Source organism: Frigoribacterium sp. ME-P-080 (genome assembly GCF_030209595.1).
Classification (GTDB): domain Bacteria; phylum Actinomycetota; class Actinomycetes; order Actinomycetales; family Microbacteriaceae; genus Frigoribacterium.
In genome coordinates this window covers 95372-113009 of record NZ_JARVRR010000001.1, presented here as the reverse complement: position 1 = coordinate 113009, position 17638 = coordinate 95372, and the positions used below count along the sequence as shown (strand labels likewise).

Sequence of the window (17638 nt, the reverse complement as noted above, 5' to 3'; positions counted from 1 at the left end):
ACGCCGCACGCTGCACCACGCGAGGGCCGTCGCCCCGGGTCATCCCGGGGCGGCGGCCCTTCGTCGTGTCCGGGGGTCGCGTCGTGTCTCGTGCCGTGCCGTGGCGCCCCGCACCGAGCCTCCTCGGAGCCGCGAGTGGGCAGAACATGCTCTTCGGGGTTCGCCGAGCAGCATCTTCTGCCCACTCGTCGCCGATAGGTCTCGTCAGCCGGAGGCCTCTTCCGCCGAGTGGGCAGAAGGTGCTCTTCGGGGGTCGTTGAGGAGCATCTTCTGCCCACTCGGGCGGGGGGTCGTCTGGTCCCCAGAACCGATGTACTCACGCCTGTCCCCAGGCGACGACATCAGGAGGTGCGGGTCGCGTTCCGGCGGGCACTCTCGACGAGTGCCGCGCATCGTCGTCCCCCTCCCGCTCGCCGATCGCCCCTTCGCCGTCGACGAGGCCCACCGTGCCGGTCTCGGCATCGGGCGACTCCGAGGGCCGGATCTCGCGGCTCCGCACCGCGGTGTGCGGTACGTCGTCGACGGGCACCCCGATCCCGACGACGTCCCGCGCGACCTCGCGGTCAGGGCCCGCGACGTGCTGCCCGTCATGCTCGACGACTGGCGGTTCTCCCGCGTGACGGCTCTGGGCCTGTGGGGTCTCCCCGTGCCGTGGTGGGTCCGCGACGGCAGAGAACCACTCCACGTCACCGCGATCGAGGGGCGCGGCCCGCGACGGCCTGGTGTCGCCACGCATCGGGCAGGGGCGGCCGCCTCCCGGGCCGACCCGACGGACCGTCGTGCAGGACTCGATCCGTCCGACCGGCCCCCGATGTCGCGGGTCGACGGTCTGCCGGTCGACGAGCCGGTGACGGCGTGGGTGGAGTGCGGGTCGCTGCTGTCGCTCACCGACCTCGTTCGGGCCGGAGATGCGTTGGCCGGCTGCTGGTCCCCCCACGTGGCGGCTCGGGAACGACCGGTCGCGCAACTCGAGCGTGCGCTCCACGATGCCCGGGGTCGGCGTGGCGTCGCCCGTGTCCGAGAGGCCTTCGAACTCGTCCGACCCGGGGTCGAGTCGCCGAAGGAGACCGAACTCCGCCTGCTCCTGACCCGGGCGGGACTCCCCGAACCCGAGATCAACATCCGTACGTACGACCAGGACGGGCGATACCTCGGCAAGCCCGACCTCCGGTACGCGTGGTGCGGGGTGGCCGTCGAGTACGAGGGTGACGAGCACCGCCGCGCCCCGGGCGATTCCGACAGGACATCCTGCGCCGCGAGAGGTTCGCCGACGCCGGTTGGCGCACCGTCCGGTGCACGGACGACGACCTGCACGGGCGCCGGGGGGACAAACTCGTCGCCCGCGTCCGTCGCCTGCTGTCGTGACTCGGCCGAGTGGGCAGAAGATGCGCTTCGTTTCCGTCCGAAGAGCATCTTCTGCCCACTCGACCGGCAGGGGATCGAGAGAAACGACCGTCGACAGGGGAGGCGCGGGGCGGTACCGTGGGCGGACCAGGGCCACGAGGTGGCCGGGCCACGAGACACTCCACGAGAGGGGTGATGAGCATGACTGCCGTCAACGCATGCCACGCGTACCCCACTCACCCCGAGACCCTCCGCCCGTAGCGACAGCCGCGCGACGCTCGTCGCGCCCGCCGGGCCGGTCTCACGCCTCCCCTGGAGCACCGCTTGTCCTTCTCCGACGATTTCGTCGTCCCCACCTTCTCCACCGTCGACCCCGACTCCGACGCCGACCAGCGCTGGTCCACCTGGCCGGCCGCCACCCCCACCGAACGCGGACCCCGGCCCTGGCCCGCCTGGGTCGTGACCTCCGCGGCTGCGATCGACACCGAGCTCGGCGTCGTCAAGACCGGGAAGGAGGCCGACGTCCACCTGATCGACCGAGCCGTGCCGACGGACGTCGTGCTGGGCGCCGGTGACGGAGCCCGCGCCTCCTTGCTGGCCGCGAAGCGGTACCGCGGGCCCGAACAGAGCGACTTCCACCGTTCGTCGGAGTACCGGGAGGGCCGACGGGTCCGCAACACCCGCGACGGCCGGGCGATGGCTCGCGGCTCGGCGCACGGCCGCCGGGTGCAGGCCGGGCTCTGGGCCGCGGCCGAGTTCGACGCGCTCTGCCGCATGCATTCGCTCGGCGTCGCCGTGCCGTACCCGGTGCAGATCAGCGGCACCGAGATCCTGATGGAGTTCGTCGGGCACGGCGCCGAGGCCGCCCCACGCCTCGCCCAGGTCAAGGACGACGGCGCCACACTCTGGCCGCTGTTCGAGCAGGTGCACGAGATCGTGATCGGCTTCGCCCGGGCCGGCTTCGCGCACGGGGACCTCTCGCCGTACAACCTGCTCGTGCACGACGGGCGCGTGGTCGCCATCGACGTGCCCCAGCTGGTCGACGTCGCGAGCAACCCGACCGGCGTCGAGCTGCTCGAACGCGACTGCCGCAACGTCTGCGCCTGGTTCGCCCGGCGCGGGTTCGTCCGCGACCCCGAGCAGGTCTTCGCCGAGGCGCTGGGCGAGGTGTACTAGGCCGGGCCGGGCCGGGGCCGGGCCGGGCAGGGCTGGACGGCCGGGCCGGGCTGGACGGCCGAGCCGGGGCCGGGGCCGGGTCCGGGCGGCGGCAGGGTGGGCGTGTTCGTGGGATTCGGGCGTCCGCGACCGCCCGCCGTGGCCGAACCTGCCCGGGTCCGCGGCGACTGCCCCGGCCGCACGACGGCGGCAGAGCGCAGGAGGCGCGGCGCGCGATCACCGCGCACCGCGCCTCCTGAAGGCCGGCGCGACCGCGCCCGGGGCTGATGCCCTGGGCAGCGGCCGCGTCAGTGCAGGGGGCTGATGCCGGTGACGGCGGTGTCGTCGTCCTGGGCGACGCCGGCGAGGCCGCCGGCGCGTTCGGCTCGCTCGCGGAAGCGGGCCCGGACGTCGGTGGGGACGAGCTCGAGCAGCTGGTCCTCACGCAACGGCAGGTCGAGCAGGCTGAGCTTCAGGCGGCCCTTGCGACCGTGTCGGTCGGCGTCCAGCCGGATGACCTGGCCGGCGTCGCGCCGCAGCACGAGCCTGATGACGCAGCCCTCGCTGACGTCGGCGACCACGCGCCCGTCGACCTCGAGCGCGGCCGAGTGCGTGCCGTCGCCGATCTCGAAGCGCAACTTCTCGCGCGGGCCGAGGACGACCGAGCGGTCGATGCCCGACATCGGCGCCACCGGGGTGACCACGACGGCGGCGATCGCGGGCGACAGGATCGGCCCGCCCGCGGCGTAGTTGTAGGCGGTCGAGCCGGCCGGCGTCGCCGCGACGATGGCGTCGGCCTTGTAGTAGCCGTAGGGCGTCTCGTCGAGCACGAGGTCGGCCGAGACGACGCCCTCGCCCGGGCGGCGGGCCACCGAGGCGTCGTTGAAGGCCAGGTAGGTGTTCTCGAAGCCGGTCGTCGAGTGCGTGACCTCGAGGGCGTGGTGCGGCTCGAGCGAGAACTGCTTCTGACCGACGCGGTCGAGCGCCTCGGGCAGTTCGTGCGGCTCGACCTCGACCAGGAAGCCCACGTTGCCGTAGTTGACGCCGAGCACGGGCACGGGCCGTTCGGCGACGAGCCGCATGGCGCCGAGCATCGTGCCGTCGCCGCCGAGGGCCACCACGACGGTGACGCGCTCGCGGAAGGTGCGCTCGTCGACCAGCTCGACGCCGTCGCCGACCCGGGCCGCGTCGGAGGTCATGGCGACGAGGTGCGCCTGTGAGCGGGTCGTCCAGCCGCGGATGATCTCGACGCTGTCGAGCACCGACTTCGTGGGGTGCGGAACGAGGCCGACCGTGAACTTGCCCATGGACGCGAGGCTAACCGGTACCCCTGTCAGCCCGCCTGCGCACTGCTCTATGCCCCCAGCGAACAGGGGCAGATTAAGCCCCGAGGCCTGGTTACTCTCTCTGTAAACCGGTGCCGAACCCTGCGGGCGCCAGATGCACATTCGGTGGCGACAACCACCCCGCCACCTAGGGAGCAAAGAAGATGTTCGAGAGATTCACCGACCGTGCCCGTCGCGTCGTCGTCCTCGCCCAAGAAGAGGCGAAGATGCTCAACCACAACTACATCGGCACCGAGCACATCCTGCTCGGTCTGATCCACGAGGGCGAAGGCGTCGCCGCCAAGGCCCTCGAGTCGCTGGGCATCTCGCTCGACGCGGTGCGCGAGCAGGTGCAAGACATCATCGGCCAGGGCCAGCAGCAGCCGACCGGCCACATCCCCTTCACGCCCCGGGCGAAGAAGGTCCTCGAGCTGAGCCTGCGCGAGGCGCTGCAGCTCGGCCACAACTACATCGGCACCGAGCACATCCTGCTCGGCCTCATCCGCGAGGGTGAAGGAGTCGCCGCCCAGGTGCTCGTGAAGCTCGGCGCCGACCTCAACCGGGTCCGCCAGCAGGTCATCCAGCTCCTCTCCGGCTACCAGGGGAAAGAGGCGGTGGCCGTGGGCGGCGAACAGACCCAGGGCGCGCAGGGCGGCAGCCAGGTGCTCGACCAGTTCGGTCGCAACCTGACGCAGGCCGCGCGCGACAACAAGCTCGACCCGGTCATCGGGCGCGAGAAAGAGATGGAGCGGGTCATGCAGATCCTCTCCCGTCGCTCCAAGAACAACCCCGTCCTGATCGGTGAGCCCGGCGTCGGCAAGACCGCCGTCGTCGAGGGCCTGGCCCAGGCGATCGTCAAGGGCGAGGTCCCCGAGACCCTCAAGGACAAGCAGCTCTACTCGCTCGACCTCGGTTCGCTCATCGCCGGCAGCCGCTACCGCGGTGACTTCGAGGAGCGCCTGAAGAAGGTCACCAAAGAGATCCGCACGCGCGGCGACATCATCGTCTTCATCGACGAGATCCACACCCTCGTGGGTGCGGGTGCCGCCGAGGGTGCCATCGACGCCGCGTCGATCCTCAAGCCGCTGCTCGCCCGTGGCGAGCTGCAGACGATCGGTGCGACCACGCTCGACGAGTACCGCAAGCACTTCGAGAAGGACGCCGCCCTCGAGCGCCGCTTCCAGCCGGTGCAGGTCAACGAGCCCTCGCTGCCCCACGCGATCAACATCCTCAAGGGGCTGCGCGACAAGTACGAGGCCTTCCACAAGGTGTCCATCACCGACGGCGCCATCGTCGCGGCGGCGAACCTCGCCGACCGCTACGTCAGCGACCGCTTCCTGCCCGACAAGGCCATCGACCTGATCGACGAGGCCGGCGCCCGCCTGCGTCTGTCGATCCTGTCCGCACCGCCCGAGCTGCGCGAGTTCGACGAGCGCATCGCCGGCGTCCGCGGCCAGAAAGAGGGCGCGATCGAGGACCAGGACTTCGAGAAGGCCGCCTCGCTGCGCGACGAAGAGAAGAAGCTGCTCGGTGAGCGTCTCCGTCTCGAGAAGACGTGGCGTTCGGGCGAGGCCGGAGCCGGCGGAACCGTCGACGAGGGCATCATCGCCGAGGTCCTGGCCCAGGCCACGGGCATCCCGGTCTTCAAGCTCACCGAAGAAGAGACGTCACGTCTCGTCTTCATGGAGAAGGCCCTGCACCAGCGCGTCATCGGACAAGAGCAAGCCATCGCGGCCCTCTCGAAGACCATCCGCCGCACGCGTGCCGGCCTGAAGGACCCCAAGCGTCCCTCCGGTTCGTTCATCTTCGCCGGGCCCACCGGCGTCGGCAAGACCGAGCTGGCCAAGGCGCTCGCCGAGTTCCTGTTCGACGACGAGGGCGCGCTGATCTCGCTCGACATGTCCGAGTACGGCGAGAAGCACACCGTCTCGCGTCTGTTCGGTGCCCCTCCCGGGTTCGTCGGCTTCGAAGAGGGCGGGCAGCTGACCGAGAAGGTCCGCCGCAAGCCGTTCTCCGTGGTGCTGTTCGACGAGATCGAGAAGGCCCACCCCGACATCTTCAACTCGCTGTTGCAGGTGCTCGAAGAGGGTCGTCTCACCGACGGTCAGGGTCGTGTCGTCGACTTCAAGAACACGGTCATCATCATGACGACCAACCTCGGCACGAAGGACATCACCGGCGGCCCCGTCGGCTTCCAGATCGAGGGCGACACGGCGACCTCCTACGAGCGCATGCGTTCGAAGGTCACCGAAGAGCTCAAGAAGCACTTCAAGCCCGAGTTCCTGAACCGCGTCGACGAGACGATCGTGTTCCCGCAGCTCAACCAAGAAGAGCTGCTGCAGATCGTCGACCTGTTCGTCAAGCGCCTGTCCGACCGTCTGCTCGACCGCGACATGACGGCCGTGCTCTCGCAGTCCGCGAAGGAGCGTCTCATCGAGATCGGGTTCGACCCGTCGCTCGGTGCCCGGCCGCTGCGTCGTGCGATCCAGCACGAGGTCGAAGACCGCCTGTCCGAGCGCATCCTGCAGGGTGAGCTCAACGCGGGCGACCACGTCCAGGTCGACTTCGTCGACGGAGAGTTCACCTTCGCCACCTCGCGTCAGCCGGGTCGCGAAGAGGTCCTCGTGGGCGACGCTCCCGAGCTCGAGAGCTAGGCGCGACGGCAACACCTGCACGACAGCACTACCGAAGGAGGCGCGGGTCGCCTTCGACGCCCGGGGCGGTCTTCCACTGTGGAGGCCGCCCTTCGGCGTACCCGGGGCCGGGTCGCGAACGCGTCGCTAGGCTGGGCGGCGGCCCGCGCCTCCTCGGGTCGTGGTCTTCGAGGGAGTCCCATGTCAGACGCGGCAGACGCGCCCACCGGTGCCGACGGACTCGGCGGTGCCGACGCGCTCGGCGGGGCCGACGCGCTCGGGGGTGCCGACCGGCACGGCATCACGGTGCGGAACGCGGTCGTGAGCGACGTGCCGCACATCCAACGGCTGTGCGAGCCGTTCGTGCAGAAGCGCATCCTGCTCGGCAAGGACCTCGTGACGCTGTACGGCGACGTCCAGGAGTTCCAGATCGCGGTCGGGCCCGACGGGGTGCCGATCGGCTGCGGCGCGCTGCACGTCATGTGGGACGACCTGGCCGAGGTGCGCACGCTCGCCCTCGACGCCGCGTGGATCCGCAAGGGGGTCGGCCACCGCCTCCTCGAGTCGCTCGAAGGGGCGGCCCGCCGGCTCGAGATCGGCCGACTGTTCTGCCTGACGTTCGAGGTCGACTTCTTCGAGAAGCACGGCTACCTCAACGTGGGCGACGAGGGGCTCGTGCCGCCGGACGTCTACGGCGAGCTCGTGCGCTCGACCGACGAGGGTGTCGCGGAGTTCCTCGACCTGGCCCGGGTCAAGCCGAACACGTTAGGCAACTCGCGGATGCTCAAGGCGCTGCCCGCGCTGTAGTCGTTCGCGCGAGCTCGCGTTCGAGTTCACGTTCGCTGTGGCCGGTCGAGTGGTCGCGAATCGTCCCTCGTCGCGCTGGGAAGGACGATTCGGGACCACTCGACCCGCGCCTCCTGGACTCGGGGGCTTCTCGCTAGCCGAGGGCTTTGAGGAGGTCTTCCGGGTTGGCGGCCATGGTGTGCGGGCCGGCGATGTCGAAGAAGACCTGCTCGATGACGTCGAGGTGGGCCTCGAGGAAGGCGCGCAGCGAGAGCGCGTCGTAGAGCATGACCTGGCGGTTGGGGTCGTCGGGGACCATCGCGGCGTAGGTGTCGTCCGACGAGAAGAGCAGCAGGATGCGCTTGTCGGTGTTCTCGCGTCCGAAGACGCGGACCTGGTCGCCTTCGTCGGGGAGGGCTCCGTCGTCGGGGCCGTCGATGGAGGGTGCGGCGTCGGCGGTGGCGTCGGCGGCGGTGTCGTTCGTGGCGCTCGCGGCGCTCGGCAGGACGAGCTTCGGGACGACGACCACGTCGTGACGCAGGGCGAAGGCGACGGCGGCGGCGTCCTGCGCGGCGAGGGCCAGCTCGAGCGACTCGGAGCGGAAGGTGCCGTTGCGGTCGTCCGGGTCGACGGGCTCGCGGGGGTCGGTGGGCTCGGAGGAGGGGGTGGCTGCGTTCACGGGTGGGTCACTGTCAGTTCAGGATCATCTGGGCGGTGTCGGCGGAGGTGATGTCGCCGACCGAGACGGCGAGGCGATAGGTCGCGCCGCCGCCGGTGACGGGTTCGCGCGAGGTCGACTCGCAGGTGTCGGCGGAGGAGCGCGTGCGGTCCCAGGCGATGGGGGGAGTGCTGAGGGTCTGACCGGCGGTGAGCGTGACGACCTGGTTGGTGCCGTTGACCTGGCAGTCCTTCGACGACCAGTACTGCTCTTCGCCGCTCGAGATCACGAGGGTCTGCTGGGCCGAGCCGAGGTCGATCGAGCAGTCGGAGCGGCCCGAGTTGGTGATCGACATCGAGATCTGCGGCAGCTCGGTCGCGGCGTAGCTCGTCTTGTCGGTGACGGGCTTGAGTTCGATGTCGCGGGTCGAGCAGGTCGCGGCGTCGGAGGCGCCCTCGGTCGAGGTGTCGGCCGGGTCGGCGGTGGCGTCGGCCGCGGGAGCGGTCTCGGTGGGGGCCGGTTCGCTGGGGGCGGTGTCGGCCGGGGGCGCGGAGGTCGTCGCGGCGGCACCGGGTTCTGCCGAGCCGGACCCGGGGCGGACGACGATCAACACGATGATGACCACGACCGCGATCAGACCGAGCGCGAGCACCGCGCGACGACGCCAGTAGACCGAGGGCGGTTGCGGCCCGACCGGGTTCTTGAACGTCGACATGGGCACAGGTTAAGGGCCGGTCAGGGGGTTGGCCGGGACCAGCGCGGCGTGTGGGCTGAGAATCCGCGTGGAGCGGGGTGCAGGTGCCCGGTGAGGCCGCCGACCCGGGTGTACCCCGGTGCGGGATGTCGGGTGGGTGCGGGGGATGTCGGGTGGGGGCGGGTGCTGTCGGGCGGGGCGGGTGCTCGGGTGGTCGCGAGGTGGGGGCCGAGTGGGCAGGAGATGCTGCTCAAGCGCGGGGGAGGAGCATCTTCTGCCCACTCGGGCCCTGGTCACGTGCGGGCCGGGCCGGTGGGTGCGGCGCTGGTTCCGGAGGCGCGGGTCGAGTGGTCGCGGATCGTCCTTCGGGTGCGTCGGAAGGACGGTTCGGGACCACTCGACGGGCTGGTGCTCGTGTGCGGGGGTGCAGGTGCGCAGGCATCGCGGCCGTCGAGTGGGCAGAAGGTGCTCGTCGGGTTGGTGGGAGCAGCATCTCCTGCCCACTCGCACCTGGTGTCGGACGTGCGGGACCGTACGTCCGCCGGCCGGCCCCGGCCCGGCCCGGGGCCCGGGTCAGGAATCACGGGACGCGTCAGCACACCCGAGTCGGCCTCGGGTCGCGAGGCGCGGGTCGGGCCGAGAGACGCGGGTGTCTCGGGTAAGGAGGCGCGGGCCGGGCCGGCTCAGAAGGCCCGGTCGAGCTCGCGGTCGCGTTCGGAGCCCGCGGCGCTGAACGCCCGGCGGAGCGCTTCGCGCAGGTTGCCCGACTCGGCGTCGACGAGCTGGGTGAAGCCGAGACGGCGGGCTTCGGAGGCGCGTTGTTTGGGGGAGGACACGGGGCGGATCTCGCCGGCGAGGCTGATCTCGCCGACGGCGGCCATGGTCTGGGGGAAGGGCTTTTCGCGACTGGCGCTGGCGAGGGCGAGCGCGATGGCGAGGTCGGCGCCGGGTTCGGTGATCTTGATGCCGCCGACGGTGCTGACGTAGACGTCGGCGTCGCCGAGGCGGATGCCGGCGCGGCGTTCGAGCACGGCGAGCAGCATGGCGACGCGGGAGGAATCGACGCCGTTGACGACGCGGCGGGGCTGGGGTGTCGAGCTGGCGACGATGAGCGCCTGGACCTCGACGGGCAGGGCACGGCGGCCTTCCATGGCGACGGTGATGCAGGTGCCGCTGACGGGGGTGCCGTTGCGCGACATGAAGAGGCCGCTGGGGTCGCCGACCTCGGCGATGCCGTCGCCGGTCATCTCGAAGCAGCCGACCTCGTCGGTGGGGCCGAAGCGGTTCTTGTGGGCGCGGATGAAGCGGAGCGCGGTCTGCCGGTCGCCTTCGAACTGGCAGACGACGTCGACGAGGTGTTCGAGCAGGCGGGGGCCGGCGATGGTGCCGTCCTTGGTGACGTGGCCGACGAGCAGGACGGGCAGGTTGCGGTCTTTGCTGACGCGGATGAGGGTGGAGGCGACCTCGCGCACCTGGGAGGTGCCACCCGCGATGCCGTCGATGGTCGAGGACGAGACGGTCTGCACCGAGTCGACGATGACGAGCTGGGGGTCGACCTGGTCGATCTGGCCGAGGATGACCGAGAGGTCGACCTCGGCGGCGAGAAAGAGATTGTCGTGCATGGCGCCGGTGCGTTGGGCGCGGAGGCGGACCTGCGAGGCGCTCTCTTCGGCGGTGACGTAGAGGACGCGGGCACCGGTGGCGGCGGCGCGGGAGGCGACCTCGAGCAACAGCGTGGACTTGCCGACGCCGGGCTCGCCGCTGAGCAGGATGGCGGCGCCGGGGACGATGCCACCGCCGAGGACGCGATCGAACTCGGCGATGCCGCTGGGCCAGTAGGCGACGCTGTTGGCCTCGACCTGGGTGATGGGTCGTGCGACGCGGTCGCCTTCGACCCGGACCGAGGCGGTGCCGCGGGCGCTGACGAGGGCCGAGGTGACGTCGACGACGGTGCCCCACTTCTGGCACTCGCCGCAGCGCCCGGCCCACTTGAGCGACGTCCACCCGCACTCGGTGCAGCGGAACGGGGGAGTGGTGGTGCGAGCCATGCCGTCAGCCTAGGAGGCGCCCCCGACATCGGCGGGGGCGTCCCTCGGGGACGCGGTCGCGCCTCCTGCGGTGTCCGTCGTCGGGGTGTCGCTGCCGGTGCCGGCAGTCGGGGCCGCGGCTGCTGCGGCCGTGTGGGCCGCGACGGCTTCGGCCTCGCGGGCCTCGTGGGTGGTGGCGGCTTCATCGGCGGCGATGCGGGCGAGGCGGGCGGCGATGGCGGGTTCGAAGGCCGAGGCCCAGACGCGGTAGCCGCGGTCGTTGGGGTGGAAGAGGTCTCCGGCCGAGTTGCGGTAGGTGCGGAAGAAGCCCTGGCGGCGGGTGGTCTCGTAGAGCGGGGCGACGGTGAGGCCGAACTCGCCGGCGACGCGGCGGACGATGGCGTTGGCCTCGACGAGCTTCTTCTCGCGGTCGGGAATCCACATGGCGGGCAGGTCGCCGACGATCGCGTGAGAGGGCAGGGTGCCGTAGATGACGCGGAGGTTCTTCTCGAACGACTCGGGGTTGAACTGGATGATGTCGTTGGCGCCGATGGCCACGGTGACGACGTCGGGTTCGTACTTCTCGAACTTCGGCAGTTGGTCTTTGCGGCAGAGCCAGGTGGTCGAGCCACTGACGCTGAGGTTGACGACGCGCAGCGAGGTGTGACTCTGGCGGCGCATGTACGCGGAGAGGCGGCCGACGTAGCTGCGGGCCGGGCTCGAGGCGCCGATGCCCTGGGCGGCGGAGTCGCCCATCGCGACGTAGAGCAGCTTGCCCTTGCGGTCGAAGCGGTCGCGCCACCAGGCGGAGTGGACGGGCAGCAAGGCGTTGAGGTCGGCGGCGGCTGCGTTGCGGCGCTGCATGAAGCGGCTGACGCCGGCGCCGGCTGCGGCCGTGGTGGCGAGGGTGACGCCGACGCCCGAGACGAAGGCGGTGACGGTGTGGCGTGAGGGCATGGGCCGAGGCTACGCCGGGCTCCGATGCCCGTGCCGGGCGTCTGTGCACCCTGTGCACAACCCTGAGGAGGCGCGGTGCGGTGGACGAGCAATCCCCCGGTTTCGTCCCTGCCGCCGGATGTACTAAACTCGTCCTCGGTACCGTGTCCGAGCGGCCGAAGGATCATGTCTCGAAAACATGTGTGGGGGTTAACTCCACCGTGGGTTCAAATCCCACCGGTACCGCCACAGGCTAGTTCAGCCCCAGAGGCGCCTCGAGTTCAGTGTTCTGGACCCGAGGCGCCTCTGTTTGTTCACACTTCGGATGCGTGTTTTTGGCATGCGGCCGCGAAAAAGGTGTTACACTTTTCGCCTCATTTGAGCGCAATCGAGGTCTTATCGGGCCTTTTGGGATGTGCCAGACAGCCGGGCGTCACGCGGAAGGGCCTGCCTTGCAGTCGGCTTACTGTGCTGCGAGACGCTGCATCGATCCGGTTGGTCGCAGCTTGACGTGCCGGCGGAGCGAGTCGTGTTCAGCGCCAGCCCAGGCGGAGGCATCAGCACGGGCACAGTGGGGAGCATGAACACGTTCTTGAAAGAGCCCCTCGAGGAGATCCTTGAGCTACACGTTGTTGACGGCTTCCCAGAATTTGGCGCGGACGCCGAAGCGCATCGAGTCGCTCAACTCGAACTCGCCCAAAACCCCCGACAGGTCGACCAGAAGCGCCCGGTCCAAATCGCGAGGAATGGCAGGTCGTCCCGCCCGAAGTTCGTTGAGCTGCTCAGTCGAGGCCGTTGCCGCCCAAGCCGAGTAGGTCTTCCTCGCGACTGAGGTCATGTTCTCGGCAAGCTCTGCAGGGGTGCGACTCACTGACTGCACCTGGCCCCCGCCCTCGTGCGAGGCGGCAGTCCTGGTAGTCAGTGGCGGCACTAGCCGCGCCACCCCGGCAGGGCTCGGACGAGGGGGAACGACCTCGTCGATCGGGGCAGGGTCCACCGACGGTTCGCCGGCGGACGTCTTGGCGGGCGGGTCGATGGCTGGAGCCGAGGTGGACGTCACGGTCCTGTCCAGAACTGCGGGATCGATGAGATCAAGGCCATCGGCGGAATACAGAAGGTGTCGGCTCACGCCGTGCGGTCTCACGGAAGAGGAGGGAACGGCCAGAACGGTCACCTGCACGCCTTGCGCCTGCGCCTCCTCGACGGCCTCGGTCAGGTCGTCGTCCCCTGAAAGTAGGTACATCACATCGATCCTGCCCGCGCGGGAATGCCCCACTAGGTCCAGGCCGATACGGAGGTCGACGCCTTTCTGCTCCCCGTCGACACCGATTCGGCCGAGGCGGAGCTTGACGTTCGGCAGCAGCGCGATCCCCTCCTGCACAGGGTTCGCCTTACCGTCGCGGGCAGCGTCGTACCAGTAGACCCGCAGTAACGGAAGCCCGGAGTCTCGCTGGACGACCTCGGTCAGGGCGGAGATCAAGGCCGTGTAGTTCACCTCGATACCCCGACGGAGGGACGAGCCAGTGAGGCGGGTCGCTGCGCTTGACAGCAGATACCCCGCATCCACGTAGAGGGCTGAGTGAGATCTCATAGCTGACCGTTGCTCCTGGACTCGTGGGTGTGGGGTTGCTGGGTGCCGGAACCCCTGCGGCAAACATGGCACGACCTGTTGCGGGGGTCGAGTACGAGATCGCCCCCCGTCGGGGCGGTGCGGACGTTCCGCACTGGTTGAAGGCCGATTCTGCCAAAACTCGCGCGGCGGCCTGTCGCTGGGGAGGCAGCAGCCCCGACTGCGTCTGTGATGATTTTTATCCCTTTATCATCAACAGATGGTCATGCGGTCCGTCGCTCGAAACCGGTCTAGACGGCCGGTTGACAGAGTCGAACCCGGTGCATTTCCGATCGACCCCACAAATGTCGACCTGGACGACTACGACTTCGAGTTCCTCGCGGTGAACCTGGTGGCCTGGTTCGCCGCCCACGACGCCGCTCGACTCATGAGAGAGGCGCGCCGGCGGGGCTTGAGCCCCCTCGCCTACATCCCCTTCCATCAGGTCGCCGACATCCTCGAGGTGCCTCCGGCAGACCTCAACGATTACAAGAGCGGACGCCGCTATCTCCGGACGGAACACTTGCTGAAGTTCATGGGGCAGCACCGCTTCGGGGAGCAGCTGTTCGAGTACGCAGCGAGTCGCAACTTGCTATACAAATCGGCCGCTTTTTCGTGGGGCGCCGATTTCGGGGCTTTCGAGGAGATAGAGCAGTCACGGAAGGTGTTCCTCAGGGAGGTGAAAACCATGAAGATCGAACACCAGGAAGAACAGCTGCGACGCTTGTCCTCATCCATCCGCGACCTCGTCCGCCTCGCGGTCGACGTCGAGGGCGAAGTCGTGCGGGCCGGCGGCAGGGCAACCCCGTTCCACTTCACCGAGATCGAGCGAGCCCTCTCGCGCCAAGCCGGCGAACGCCCAGTCCAGAGTCTCCGGGACGACAGGCCCTTCTGGAAGAAAGTGCTCAGCCTGGTGACCGAGGAGCCCATACGAACCACCGACATTCATAAGGCACTCCGCGAAGCGGACGTGTCTTACGACAAGGCCCACGTGAGCAAAGTCCTACACAAGCTCTCGACCGGACCGACCCCACAGATCGGCAAGCTCTCGCGAGCCGTCTACTACCTGATTCCAAGCGACAACACCTAGAAAGGCAATTCTCATGCAGCGTCACTCCCAGAGTGGCGACGCAAAAAAGGCCCCAACCGAATCGCGTCCTACCGCGATCAGCCGAAGCCCATATGCAACCCAAGAAGATTGCTATGAGGGTACACGCTGCACCATCGGAACACAAGGGCTCCTTTGCCGCGCCGTCACCCCTACCCGTTCTCCCTCGAAGCCCTGCGTCCCGTCGCGACGTGCCCGTAGGCCTCGAACCCGTTGCGGTGCTCCTCGTAAGCGGCCGCCAGGGCAGTCGTCGACCCGCGTCGCCACCCCTCCCAGCGGGCCGCGATCCTGGCCAGAGTCGGTGAGCTGCTGATGGCTAAAGGACGCCTCGCAGCCGCCGTCCGCGACAACGACATCTCTGCGGTCCTGGAGCTGTACCGGCCCATTCACTACCGCGAGCCTTGGTTTGCCTCCTACGTCGACGACATGCGTGCGCTCATCGTGAAGAGCGAGCCGAAGTCAGCCGCGGCCGTCCAGCTTCAGTTCTCGTGCCTGTGTCGCTTGTACCAGTTCGGTGCCGCGAACAACTGCGACATGAACTCCAAGGTGCTGCTCTCACCTGAAGTCCTCGAGTGGTTCATCACGTCCCGGTACGTGTCGTCTCATCCACAGACCCGTGCGACGGTCCGGTCGGCCCTCCGTCGAATCGGTATAGCGAACGACGCCCACGTGTACTACGGGAACCAACCGGAGCACCAGAGCCGTCGAGAACTCGCCCCTCCGTACGAGACGCACCACATGTCCGGCTACCTGGAGATTCTCGGCAAGCAGAGGACGGAGAAGCGCTCCAGGTTCCTCGACAGCATCCTGCATCTCGGACTCGGCGCCGGGCTGCGGAGTACGGAGATGCGTCACGCACGACCGGAACACGTCACCGAGCGTGCCGGGCTTGTGTATCTGCACGTGCCAGGAGGCCAGCCACGTTCGGTCCCTGTCCGTCGCTCCTACGCGGCGGGCGTACTCCGCTTGGCCGAGACGAGCACGAGGGAGTTCCTGATGGGCATCAGTGCCGAACGCAGCCAGAGCGCCATGTCCACCCTGAAGGACCGGGTGGAGGTGCCCGACTGGCTGCCGCGCCTGTCGGTAAGCCGGCTCCGAACGACGTGGATGGTCGACGCGCTCAGTGAGCGCGTCGAAGTGAAGGCGTTCCTCGAGGCTGCGGGGTGCGGAACGGCTACCTGGGGTTCCTGGGCCCCTACCTCAAGGACGTCGAGGACAAGTTCGTCACCGATTGCGCCCTCGCGGGAGTCCTCGCATGAGCGCGCTGGCGCCGCCCAGCACGACCCATGCGGTGCGCCCTGAGGGTCGTCGTCACATGAGCCGGACAGCTGAGGCCAAACCACGACGGCTGCCCCGGCACCTGCCGGAAGGAGTGATCATGTCGACCTCGAAGAGCCTGACTGCGGCGATCACCATGCTCGGGCGCGCTCCCGCCGTCCAGGCTGTCCTCCACATCGACGCCGTGAAGCCCGGCAGGTCGCGCCTCGTGTCCATCGAGGCCTTCCTCACGGTCGCGATCGCGTTTAAGATCCAAGGCCCTAAGCGAGATTTCGTCCTGACCGACCTGACTCGCTGGGTCGACACCTTCTCCCCAGGCCAACAGGCTCGTGCCGGCCTGCCATGGGACTGGTCCTACGACAACCTCCAGACAGCGTTCCAAGGACTCGTCGGCCACCTTGAGCCCGAGGGCGCCCTGGCACGCCGAGGGCCTCGCAACCCGCGCATGCCGTCGGTCGACGAGTTCGTGAACGCGCTCATCGACGCGTCGATCCCTGCCGGCTGCCCACAGACGGAGGTCCTCGCTCTCGACAGCACGGACGTCCGGACCCACGCGAAAAGACGTAGCTGGCTGGCCAAGCCCGACACCGCCGACCCGCACATGCCTGACAACGCCCGGGATGACAAGCCCTGGACCTCGCCCGGGTGGCCGAAGCTTCAACCGGACGGGCGCTACGCCGTGGGCGCGGACCTTGAAGCGCGGATCGGATGGTGCACGATCAAGAACCAGGAGGGCAGCAGCACCTTTAACGGGTACGACGCCCATCTGTTGGTCGACGCCGGCAGCCCGGGGCAGGCGTTCTGGGTGCCGTTCATCCGGGGTGCGGTGCTCCGCCCTGCAGGTGAGTACAAGGCAGAGGCGGGACTCGCCCTGCTGGACTCGTTGCCGCGGGGCGTCCAGGCTCGCTACCTCGCCTCTGACCGGGGCTACAGCTACGCCAAAGCATCGGCATGGCACCTCGCACTCCGGGACCGATCCGTCATCGGCGTCCACGATCTGCACTCCAACCAGCGTCGACCCCACCCCTCGAACTCATCCCGCGGTGTGCAGTGGATCGACGGCACCCTCTTCCCGGACTCGCTACCGAAACAGCTCCGAACTCTCCCGAACTACCCGATCGGGATGAAGGCGACCGAAAGAGCCGACCTCGTCAGTCTCTACGAGGAGCGTGAGCAGTGGGGGTTCCGTGTCAATCGGCGCTTCGACAACGGCGACGTTCAACTCAAGGGGCCCGCGTTCACCCTTCGGGTGCGGTGTCGGAACTGGCCGAAGTCGATGCGAGCGAAGTCCAGCACACCCATGACCGACTGCAAACCCGGTTGTCAGTGTGGGGCGACCAAGGTGATCCCCCTCGCGGAGGCCGCCTGGGAACGTCAGCACCTGACTTTCGGAACCGAGAAATGGCTTCGCCACTACGGGCTCAGGACTTTCGTCGAGGGAGCCAACGCGCAGCTCAAGGAGTGGCGTGGCAGCATGCGGCGGCACAGTACGAAGGTCTTCGGCACCACCGCCAACGCGATCGTCCTCGCCGTCCACTGCGCCGCCGTGAACGTCAGCATGACCCAGGACGCTTGGGGCGGTGCCGTCACCCTCAATACCCGGCGCCCACAGGACGTCCCCGAGACCCGGCGACGGCGAACGCCGAGCCGTCCTCTGCCGAGCCCGAGGGGTGAGCGAGGCCCCACTGGGCCTCGAAGTCGACAGGGCTGACGGGCGACCGATCGCCGTCTCCGACCTCGAGCGACGCCCCGCCTCCTTGGGGGCGGGGCGTCGTCGTCAGCGATGCTGCGGGGTCCTCAGCGGTGCGTGATCGTCGGATGACCTTCGCGTCGTCGACGCGCCTGCTTGACCAAGACCACGCACCCGAGAGCGGCGAGAGCGACGACGGCCACGGCCATGAGGCCGAGTCCGGCATAAGTTCCGGCCACGATCCACTCAGGGGTGTATCCGGGCCGCTGCCCCTGGCTCTCCTGGTTCCGATAGTCGAGTCCGGACAGCACCGTGAAGCCGATGACGGCCGCCAGTCCGAGAACGGCCGCCGCCAGGAACGCTATGAGGAGGCGCTTAGTCGTCATCCCGTCAAC

Annotated in this window: 13 protein-coding genes and 1 tRNA gene; 7 read left to right on the top strand and 7 right to left on the bottom strand. The window is 68.9% G+C overall.

All coding sequences use genetic code 11. From position 1 onward, the window contains the following. Positions 1-1668: 1668 nt before the first annotated feature. Complete coding sequence (locus tag QRN23_RS00530) at positions 1669-2520, top strand: serine protein kinase RIO (RefSeq protein ID WP_285062002.1); 852 nt, start codon at positions 1669-1671, stop codon at positions 2518-2520. A gap of 287 nt (positions 2521-2807) precedes the next feature. On the opposite strand, the gene QRN23_RS00525 is transcribed toward QRN23_RS00530, so the two are convergent. Then, complete coding sequence (locus QRN23_RS00525; RefSeq protein ID WP_285062000.1) at positions 2808-3806, bottom strand: NAD(+)/NADH kinase; 999 nt, start codon at positions 3804-3806, stop codon at positions 2808-2810. Positions 3807-3988: 182 nt separating this feature from the next. Here QRN23_RS00525 and QRN23_RS00520 point away from each other — a divergent pair, with 182 nt between their 5' ends. After that, positions 3989-6478 (top strand): ATP-dependent Clp protease ATP-binding subunit, encoded by a 2490-nt coding sequence (locus tag QRN23_RS00520; RefSeq protein ID WP_159828242.1) that lies wholly within the window; start codon positions 3989-3991, stop codon positions 6476-6478. Positions 6479-6658: 180 nt separating this feature from the next. Beyond that, positions 6659-7264: an amino-acid N-acetyltransferase gene (locus tag QRN23_RS00515; protein WP_285061996.1), complete on the top strand. Its 606-nt coding sequence runs from the start codon at positions 6659-6661 to the stop codon at positions 7262-7264. A gap of 133 nt (positions 7265-7397) precedes the next feature. On the opposite strand, the gene QRN23_RS00510 is transcribed toward QRN23_RS00515, so the two are convergent. The 4 genes from QRN23_RS00510 to QRN23_RS00495 all read right to left on the bottom strand — a co-directional run bounded on the left by QRN23_RS00510 (position 7398) and on the right by QRN23_RS00495 (position 11579). Then, entirely contained in the window at positions 7398-7922 is a 525-nt protein-coding gene (locus QRN23_RS00510) for a dehydrogenase (RefSeq protein ID WP_285061995.1), read from the bottom strand. A 13-nt stretch (positions 7923-7935) separates the two neighbouring features. Further along, positions 7936-8616, bottom strand: a complete 681-nt coding sequence (locus tag QRN23_RS00505; RefSeq protein ID WP_285061994.1) for a hypothetical protein — start codon at positions 8614-8616, stop codon at positions 7936-7938. Positions 8617-9278: 662 nt separating this feature from the next. Then, positions 9279-10643 carry a DNA repair protein RadA gene (radA, locus tag QRN23_RS00500; RefSeq protein ID WP_285061992.1) on the bottom strand — a complete coding sequence of 455 codons (1365 nt, stop codon included), beginning with the start codon at positions 10641-10643 and terminating at the stop codon, positions 9279-9281. A gap of 9 nt (positions 10644-10652) precedes the next feature. Further along, positions 10653-11579, bottom strand: coding sequence for an SGNH/GDSL hydrolase family protein (locus QRN23_RS00495; protein WP_285061991.1), 927 nt, complete (start codon positions 11577-11579; stop codon positions 10653-10655). 137 nt (positions 11580-11716) lie between these two features. On the opposite strand from QRN23_RS00495, the gene QRN23_RS00490 reads away from it, so the two are divergent. After that, positions 11717-11807, top strand: a tRNA-Ser gene (locus QRN23_RS00490). 373 nt (positions 11808-12180) lie between these two features. Here QRN23_RS00490 and QRN23_RS00485 read toward each other — a convergent pair. Further along, positions 12181-13149, bottom strand: coding sequence for an NYN domain-containing protein (locus QRN23_RS00485; RefSeq protein ID WP_285061989.1), 969 nt, complete (start codon positions 13147-13149; stop codon positions 12181-12183). 238 nt (positions 13150-13387) lie between these two features. Between QRN23_RS00485 and QRN23_RS00480 the strand changes: the two genes are divergently transcribed. From QRN23_RS00480 to QRN23_RS00470, 3 genes are all read left to right on the top strand, one after another. Beyond that, complete coding sequence (locus QRN23_RS00480; RefSeq protein ID WP_285061988.1) at positions 13388-14257, top strand: hypothetical protein; 870 nt, start codon at positions 13388-13390, stop codon at positions 14255-14257. 330 nt (positions 14258-14587) lie between these two features. Next, a complete protein-coding gene (locus QRN23_RS00475) occupies positions 14588-15577 on the top strand; it encodes a hypothetical protein (RefSeq protein ID WP_285061987.1) in 990 nt (329 codons plus the stop codon). A 76-nt stretch (positions 15578-15653) separates the two neighbouring features. After that, positions 15654-17264, top strand: coding sequence for a hypothetical protein (locus QRN23_RS00470; protein WP_285061986.1), 1611 nt, complete (start codon positions 15654-15656; stop codon positions 17262-17264). Between the two features lie 86 nt (positions 17265-17350). Here QRN23_RS00470 and QRN23_RS00465 read toward each other — a convergent pair whose 3' ends face one another. After that, complete coding sequence (locus tag QRN23_RS00465) at positions 17351-17629, bottom strand: hypothetical protein (protein WP_285061985.1); 279 nt, start codon at positions 17627-17629, stop codon at positions 17351-17353. Positions 17630-17638 lie beyond the last annotated feature (9 nt).

Coding starts and splice junctions, on each gene's coding strand:
- QRN23_RS00465 (WP_285061985.1), bottom strand. CDS start 17,629: ATGACGACTAAGCGCCTCCTCATAGCGTTCCTGGCGGCGGCCGTTCTC.
- QRN23_RS00485 (WP_285061989.1), bottom strand. CDS start 13,149: ATGAGATCTCACTCAGCCCTCTACGTGGATGCGGGGTATCTGCTGTCA.
- radA (WP_285061992.1), bottom strand. CDS start 10,643: ATGGCTCGCACCACCACTCCCCCGTTCCGCTGCACCGAGTGCGGGTGG.
- QRN23_RS00520 (WP_159828242.1), top strand. CDS start 3,989: ATGTTCGAGAGATTCACCGACCGTGCCCGTCGCGTCGTCGTCCTCGCC.
- QRN23_RS00480 (WP_285061988.1), top strand. CDS start 13,388: ATGGTCATGCGGTCCGTCGCTCGAAACCGGTCTAGACGGCCGGTTGAC.
- QRN23_RS00470 (WP_285061986.1), top strand. CDS start 15,654: ATGTCGACCTCGAAGAGCCTGACTGCGGCGATCACCATGCTCGGGCGC.
- QRN23_RS00525 (WP_285062000.1), bottom strand. CDS start 3,806: ATGGGCAAGTTCACGGTCGGCCTCGTTCCGCACCCCACGAAGTCGGTG.
- QRN23_RS00475 (WP_285061987.1), top strand. CDS start 14,588: ATGGCTAAAGGACGCCTCGCAGCCGCCGTCCGCGACAACGACATCTCT.
- QRN23_RS00515 (WP_285061996.1), top strand. CDS start 6,659: ATGTCAGACGCGGCAGACGCGCCCACCGGTGCCGACGGACTCGGCGGT.
- QRN23_RS00495 (WP_285061991.1), bottom strand. CDS start 11,579: ATGCCCTCACGCCACACCGTCACCGCCTTCGTCTCGGGCGTCGGCGTC.
- QRN23_RS00505 (WP_285061994.1), bottom strand. CDS start 8,616: ATGTCGACGTTCAAGAACCCGGTCGGGCCGCAACCGCCCTCGGTCTAC.